The sequence below is a fragment of the Novosphingobium acidiphilum DSM 19966 genome, from assembly GCF_000429005.1.
Lineage (GTDB): Bacteria > Pseudomonadota > Alphaproteobacteria > Sphingomonadales > Sphingomonadaceae > Novosphingobium > Novosphingobium acidiphilum.
The window spans coordinates 1-7,172 of record NZ_AUBA01000033.1 but is presented as its reverse complement, the minus strand read 5'-3'; the positions used below and the strand labels follow the sequence as shown (position 1 = coordinate 7,172).

The 7,172-nt window shown below is 62.9% G+C and carries 5 protein-coding genes; 4 read left to right on the top strand and 1 reads right to left on the bottom strand.

The window, feature by feature from the left end; genetic code table 11:
- Nucleotides 1-474 precede the first annotated feature (474 nt).
- The 4 genes from G404_RS0116985 to G404_RS20505 all read left to right on the top strand — a co-directional run bounded on the left by G404_RS0116985 (nt 475) and on the right by G404_RS20505 (nt 6,892).
- A complete protein-coding gene (locus G404_RS0116985; protein WP_028642123.1) occupies nt 475-2,889 on the top strand; it encodes an FAD-dependent oxidoreductase in 2,415 nt (804 codons plus the stop codon).
- 4 nt (nt 2,890-2,893) lie between these two features.
- Nucleotides 2,894-5,338 carry a GcvT family protein gene (locus G404_RS0116980; RefSeq protein ID WP_028642122.1) on the top strand — a complete coding sequence of 815 codons (2,445 nt, stop codon included), beginning with the start codon at nt 2,894-2,896 and terminating at the stop codon, nt 5,336-5,338.
- Nucleotides 5,338-6,582: an aromatic ring-hydroxylating oxygenase subunit alpha gene (locus G404_RS19590; RefSeq protein WP_156906367.1), complete on the top strand. Its 1,245-nt coding sequence runs from the start codon at nt 5,338-5,340 to the stop codon at nt 6,580-6,582. Before G404_RS0116980 ends, G404_RS19590 begins: the two co-directional genes overlap by 1 nt.
- A gap of 157 nt (nt 6,583-6,739) precedes the next feature.
- On the top strand, nt 6,740-6,892 hold the full coding sequence (locus G404_RS20505; protein WP_156906366.1) for a hypothetical protein: 153 nt from the start codon (nt 6,740-6,742) through the stop codon (nt 6,890-6,892).
- A gap of 35 nt (nt 6,893-6,927) precedes the next feature.
- On the opposite strand, the gene G404_RS0116965 is transcribed toward G404_RS20505, so the two are convergent.
- A partial coding sequence (locus tag G404_RS0116965; protein ID WP_028642121.1) for an integrase core domain-containing protein occupies nt 6,928-7,172 on the bottom strand: 245 nt, incomplete at its 5' end.

Below are 7,172 nucleotides of genomic sequence, written 5' to 3'. Positions count from 1 at the left end.
GCGGTGCCACGCGACCTATTCCGCCGTATTCTTGCCAACATCGCTGATCTGCGTTGTCGAGCACCGACCCAATGCTGACCGCAAGCTCTGAGCCCTGCATCGGCACCGACAGGCAAGTTGCGTCCGGCTTCCGTGAAAATCACGCTTTTTGCGCGGGCCGACCAGACCTATTGCCAGATTGGAGCGTCAAGGAGCGGCTGAAAGCGCCAGCACGCCAAAATCCGGTTGCGCAATGCCATCCCATACGGCAATCGTGCCCTCAATCGGCCTTCTCTTGGGGGCCATCTGGGAAATGTCGGCTAACAGGTTCCCGCCGCCGGTTCGCACCCTTTTTGATCCGGATCGATCCCTGCCCGGCCGGTTGCCTGCGCCTCAAAAAATTTTGGGCATTCGGGCACAATATCTGAATTGTCGCACACCCGGTGCGCGGCCATAGTCGGCACCTTGAACACATGCGAACGCCTTGGGGAGCGGATGAAAACCAGCGCTGAAATCGTCATTATCGGCGGCGGCATCATGGGCGCCAGCTTGTTGTATCACCTTGCGGAACTGGGCTGCACCGATACGCTGCTGATCGAAAAGGACGAATTGACGTCCGGTTCAACCTGGCATGCCGCAGGTCAGTGCCCCAGCATCACCGGCAGTTTCAACCTGGCGAAGATGCATGCATACAGCAACGCGCTCTATCCCCGGCTGGAGGGGCTGACCGGCCACTATGTCAGCTGGCACAAATCGGGCGGCATCCGCTTTGCCACCAACGAGCGCGAGCTCGCCTGGCTGCGCCAGATTCAGGGCTATTCGAAAATCATCGGCTTTTCGATGGACATCATCAGCCCCGAAGAAATCCGCCGGATCAACCCTTTTGTCACCACCGAAGGCGTGATCGCCGGCGGCTATACCACCGATGATGGCCACGCCGATCCTTCGGGCATCTGCAACGCGCTGGCAATCGGCGCAAAGGCGATGGGTGCAACCATCCAGCGGAAAAACCGCGTGACCGGGCTGACCCAGCTGCCCTCGGGCGAATGGGATGTGCAAACCGAACAAGGCACCGTGCGCGCCGGCACCGTGGTCAACGCCGCCGGCTGCTATGCCCGCGCGGTGGCGCAGATGGCCGGAATCGACATTCCGGTCACCAACATGGAACACCACTATATCGTCACCGACCCGATCCCCGCGTTCAAGGAGCGCGACACGGAAATCCCGGTGATGCGCTGCCCCTGGGTATCGGGCTATTTCCGCCAGGAACAGAAAAGCGGGCTGATCGGCGTTTACGAAAACACCGATCTGGCCGAAGCTTGGGCGCCGGGCGGCCAGCCGCGCTGGGAATCGACCAGCGAACTGTTTCAGGGCGATCTCGACCGCATCGCCCCTTGGCTGGAACGCGCGATAGAGCGCATGCCGGTGTTTGGCGAAGTCGGCATCCGCAGCGTGATCAACGGCGCGATCCCGCACACCCCCGATGGCGGCCCGCTGCTGGGGCCGGCCGCAGGGCTGACCAATTTCTGGCACTGCTGCGGCACGTCGTTCGGCATCGCGCAGGGCGGCGGCGCGGGCAAATATCTGGCGCAGTGGATGCTCCACGGCGATGCCGAGATCAACATGGTCGAATTCGACCCCCGCCGCTATGGCGCGTTCGCTGATACCGATTACAGCCGGGCCAAAGTCTTCCTCGATTACCGGATGACTTTCACCACCCGCCTGCCGGGTGAGGAAGAGCCCGATGGCCGCCCCCGCCGCACCAGCCCGATCCATGACCGGCTGCGCGCTGCGGGCGCGGCCTATGGTGAAACTTTTGGCTGGGAACGGCCCAAATGGTTTTCCACCGATGGGCGCGAGGAACAGGGCGGCTATGGCCGGACCAACGTGTTCGACGTGGTTGCCGCCGAGTGCGCCGCCGTCACCGAACGGGTCGGCCTGCTCGATCTGAGCGGCTTTGCCAAATATGACGTCACCGGCCCCGATGCCGAAGCATTCCTGAACCGCATCTGCGCCAATCGCATGCCGGTGCGCGCCGGCGGCATCGGCCTGGTCCACCTGCTGTCGCATGCCGGGCGGATCGCGGGCGAAATGACCGTGACGCGGCTGGCCGACGATCATTTCTATTGCCTGTCGGCGGCCGCCGCCGAACTGCGCGATCGGGATCACATGACGCAGGCGCGCCTGCCGCACGAACGCGTGACCATCGCCAATGTTACCGATGCGCGCGGCGTGCTGGTGGTCAGCGGGCCGCGGTCGCGCGATCTGCTTGCGCCGCTGACCGATGCGGACCTGGGCAACGATGCCTTCCGCTATCTTTGCGGGCGCGAAATCACCATTGCCGGGGTGCGTTGCCGCGCGCTGCGCGTGTCTTACGTTGGCGAACTGGGCTGGGAACTGCACCCGGCAATGGCCGACTTGCCCGCGCTCTATGACGCGCTGTGGACCGCCGGGCAGCCGCTGGGCGTGGCCAATTACGGGCTCTATGCGGTGAACGCCATGCGCATGGAAAAGGCCTACAAAGGCTGGGGTTCGGAACTGACCAACGAGCTGACCATGATCGAGGCGGACATGCCGCGGTTCCTGGCGCTCAAAAAGGACGATTTTGTTGGCAAGGCCGCCACGCTCGCCGCGCCAGACCGGTTTCGCATCGTCTATGGCGAAGTTGACGCCATCGATACCGATGCGCGCGGCGCCGAACCGTGCATGGTGGGCGATGCCTGCATCGGCCTCACCACCTCGGGCGGATATGGGCACCGCACGGGCAAAAGCCTGTTCTTTGCCTGCGTGCCGCATGATCATGCCGCCCCGGGCGCGCAGTTCGACATCATTTTGCAGGGCGAGCGCCGCGCGGCCACCGTATTGGGCGCGCCCGCGTTCGACCCTGACAACGCCCGCATGAAAGCCTGAAATCGTGGCAGACCTTCCCAAAAAAGCGCGCGTGGTGATTGTCGGCGGCGGGGTGATCGGCTGCTCGATCGCCTATCACCTGACCCAGATCGGGTTTGACGATGTCGTCCTGCTGGAACGCAAGGCGTTGACCAGCGGCACCACTTGGCACGCGGCGGGCCTGGTCGGCCAGTTGCGCCCCAGCATCAACATGACCAAGCTCGCCAAATATACCGGCGAGCTTTACCGCGGGCTTGAGGCCGAAACCGGCCAGGCCACCGGCTATCGCCAGTGCGGATCGATTTCGATGGCGACCAATGCCGAACGCTTTGAAGAGCTGAAGCGCAGCGCATCGATGGCCAAAGTGTTCGACCTGCCGGTACACGTGATTTCGCCCGAAGAGATCCGCGCGCTGGCGCCGATCGTCAACGTGGATGACATTGTCGGCGGCATCCATATCCCCAGCGACGGCTATGCCAATGCGGTGGATATCACCCAGGCCCTGGCCAAGGGCGCGCGCAACCGTGGCGCACGCATTTTCGAAAACACCAAAGTCACCAAAATCCGCCACGACGGCACGCGCGTGACCGGGGTCGATACCGAATTCGGGCCGATCGAAGCCGATCATGTCGTGCTGGCCGGCGGCATGTGGACTCGCGATCTGGCTGCCAGCATCGGCGTGACAGTACCGCTGCACGCCTGCGAACACTATTATGTGCTGTTCGAAGGCGTCGCCGGGCTCGATCCCGGCCTGCCGGTGATCCGCGATTATGACCACTGCGGCTATTTCAAGCACGATGCGGGCAAGCTGCTGGTTGGCGCGTTCGAACCCAATGCCCGGCCCTGGGGCATGGACGGCATTCCCGAAGATTTCTGCTTTGACGAAATCGCCGGCAGCTTTGACCATTTCGAACCGATGCTGATGGATGCCATGCGCCGCGTGCCGGCGCTTGAAAACGCCGGCATCCAGAAATTCTTCTGCGGCCCCGAAAGCTTCACCCCCGATGTGCGCTATCACCTGGGCGAAAGTCCCGAGCTGAAAGGGTGCTTTGTCGCTGCGGGGCTCAATTCGATCGGCCTGCAATCGGCCGGCGGCGTGGGCAAAGTCATGGCCGAATGGATCCGCGACGGCATTCCGCCGGCCGATCTGTGGACGGTCGACGTGCGCCGCAACATGCCGTTCCAGATCAACCGCAAATATTTGCGCGAACGCGTGACCGAAAGCCTGGGGCTGCTTTATGCGACCCACTATCCGTTCAAGCAGTATGCCACCGCACGCGGTGTGCGCAAATCGGCGCTGCACGACCGGCTGGCCGCGGCCGGGGCCTGCTTTGGTGAGGCCTATGGCTGGGAACGCGCCAACTGGTATGGCGACGCGGGCACCACGCCCGAATACCGCTATTCCTATGGCCGGCAGAACTGGTTCGACAATTGCGCGGCCGAATGCCATGCGGTGCGCCATGATGTCGGCCTGTTCGACCAGTCTTCGTTCGGCAAATTCCGGCTGGAAGGGCGCGATGCCTGCGCCGTGCTCAACCGGGTCTGCGCCAACGATGTCGATGTCGCGCCGGGCCGGCTGGTCTATACCCAGTGGCTGAATGAAAAGGGCGGGATCGAGGCTGACCTGACCGTTACCCGGCTGAGCGCGACCGCGTTCCTGATTGTCACCGGCGCCGAGACCGAAGTGCGCGATTTCGACTGGCTGAAACGCCATATCCCCGATGATGCCCATGCGGTGCTGACCAATGTCACCTCGGCGATGGGGGTGATTTCGATCATGGGGCCCAAATCGCGCGATCTGCTTCAGGCATTGAGCCCCGATGATCTGTCCGACGCCGGTTTTCCCTTTGCCACCAGCCGCGAGATCGAGCTTGGCTATGCGCTCGTGCGCGCCAGCCGCATCACTTATGTGGGCGAGCTCGGCTGGGAAATCTATGTGCCGACCGAATTCATGGCCGGCGTCCATGATGAAATCGTCGCCCATGGCGCCGCATTTGGCCTGAAACATTGCGGCTATCACGCGCTGAACGCGCTGCGCATGGAAAAAGGCTATCGCCACTGGGGCCATGACATCACCGACGAGGATACCCCGCTTGAGGCCGGCCTTGGCTTTGCCGTGCGGATGGACAAGCCCGGCGGCTTTATCGGGCGCGAGGCGCTGCTGCGGCAAAAGGCCGAAGGGCTGCGCCAGCGGCTGGTCCAGTTCCTGCTGCACGACCCGGCGCCGATGCTCTATCACAACGAACCGATCTGGCAGGGTGACCGGATTGCCGGCTATGTGCGATCGGGCATGTATGCGCACGGCCTGGGTGCGGCCTGTGCGCTCGGCTATGTTACCGCGCCCGATGGCGGTGTGGTCGGCGCGATCGGTGCCGATCATTACGAAATCGAGATTGCCGGCGTTCGCCACCGTGCCGTGGCCTCGCTCAAACCGCTGTTCGACCCCACTGGCGCAAGGATCAAGTGCTGATGTCCGACACCCTGCTTTCCTCCGCCGCGGGCCTGCGCGCCGGGTACAGCCTGCCCCGCCAGTTCTACACCAGCGAGGCGATCTTTGCCGACGACATGCGCGAAATCATCACGCGCAAATGGATTCTGGCCGGCCACGTTTCGCAGATCCCCAATGCGGGCGACTATGTGCTGTTCAAAGTGGGCCAGGAACAGATCATCCTGATCCGTGACACCAAAAATGCGGTCAACGCGTTTTTCAACGTGTGCCGGCACCGCGGTTCGACGCTCTGTTCGGCCGAACAGGGCAACGCCCGCCGGCTGGTCTGCCCTTACCACGCCTGGACATTCGGGCTTGATGGCGCGCTGATTTCGGCGCGGCTGATGGCCGATGATTTCGACAAGGCAGACAACGGCCTGTTTGCCGCGCATGTCCGCGTGTTTCACGGCCTGATCTTCGTCAACCTGAGCGAAGACGCGCCCGACGATTTTGACGCCACATTCGGCGAATTTGACGCCATTCTCGATTACCACGGCTTTGCCGATGCCAAAGTCGCGCATATCGGCCGCTATCCCACTGCGGCGAACTGGAAACTGGTCGTCGAAAATTTCCTCGAATGCTACCATTGCCAGCCCGCGCACCCGGAATTCTGCTCGATGCACCCGGCCGACGCGCTGCTCGCGGTGGGCGCCGGGCCAAGCTCTGGCCCCAACGAAGCGATGGAAAGCTATGGCCCCGTCCTGGCCGCGTGGGAGGAAAAGGCCGCCGCGATGGGCCGGCCGCTGGGCAATGTCGATGATGGCCCGGAATCTTCGCACCTGCGCCTGCTGATGCAGCGCACGATGCGCGAAGGCTATATCAGCGAAACCGCCGACGGCCTGCCCGCATCAAGCCTGATGGGCAAGCGCAAGGACTGGGACTTCGGGCGGATGCACCTGGCGTTCAGCCCGATGAGCCATATCGTTGCCGACAATGATTTTGCGATGCTGTTCCGCTTTACCCCGCGCACCGCGATGACCACCGATGTCGATATCCTGTGGCTGGTCGACGGCAAGGCCGAAGGGTACGACGTCGACAAGATGATCTGGGGTTGGGATCGCACCACGCTGCAGGACAAGACCATTACCGAAGACAACCAGACCGGCATCCTGTCGCACCGTTACACCCCCGGGCGCTATTCGACGCAGGAACGCGGGCTGGAAACATTCCAGAAATGGTATTTGCGCCACCATGGCCTGACGCACCAGGACGCGCCCGCCGCCTGATACCGGTCGCGATCGGGCCTGCAAACGGCTTGCCGCGCCGGCCGATCGAGAGCACAAACGGCGCACACCTTGCGCTCCGTCCGCGCCGGACTCAATCCGCGCCGGACTCCATACGCGCAGGACAGGGGACCTGCTCGGTGCTCCGGGGGGATAGCTGATGGCCATGATCGAAGGGGTGAATGTTTCAACCGCGCTGAACCGCCAGATGCACGCAATCGGCAATGCGCGTGCCGGGGTGAAGCAGGTGCTGCGCCAGCTCGGCCGGGCATCGTGTCCGTCGTCAGAACATTTGGCACATCAGGCGGCGTAAATTAACGGAGAGCGGGCCTCGTCTGGGGTTTGGTTTTAGGCGGCGAGCTTGCGGTGTTGCAAGCGTCGATGTTCGATGGTCTGTCGCTTGATGGTTTCGCGCTGCTTGATGATGGCTGGCGCCCTGCCGAAGTAGGCATCAGCGGGCGTGACGTTTTTCAGGCTCTCGTGGTAGCGCTGGTGATTGTAGTGCTCGATGAAGGCCTCGATCTGGAGTTCAAGGTCGCCTGGCAGGAAGTAGTTTTCCAGCAGGATGCGATTTTTCAAGGTCTGGTGCCAGC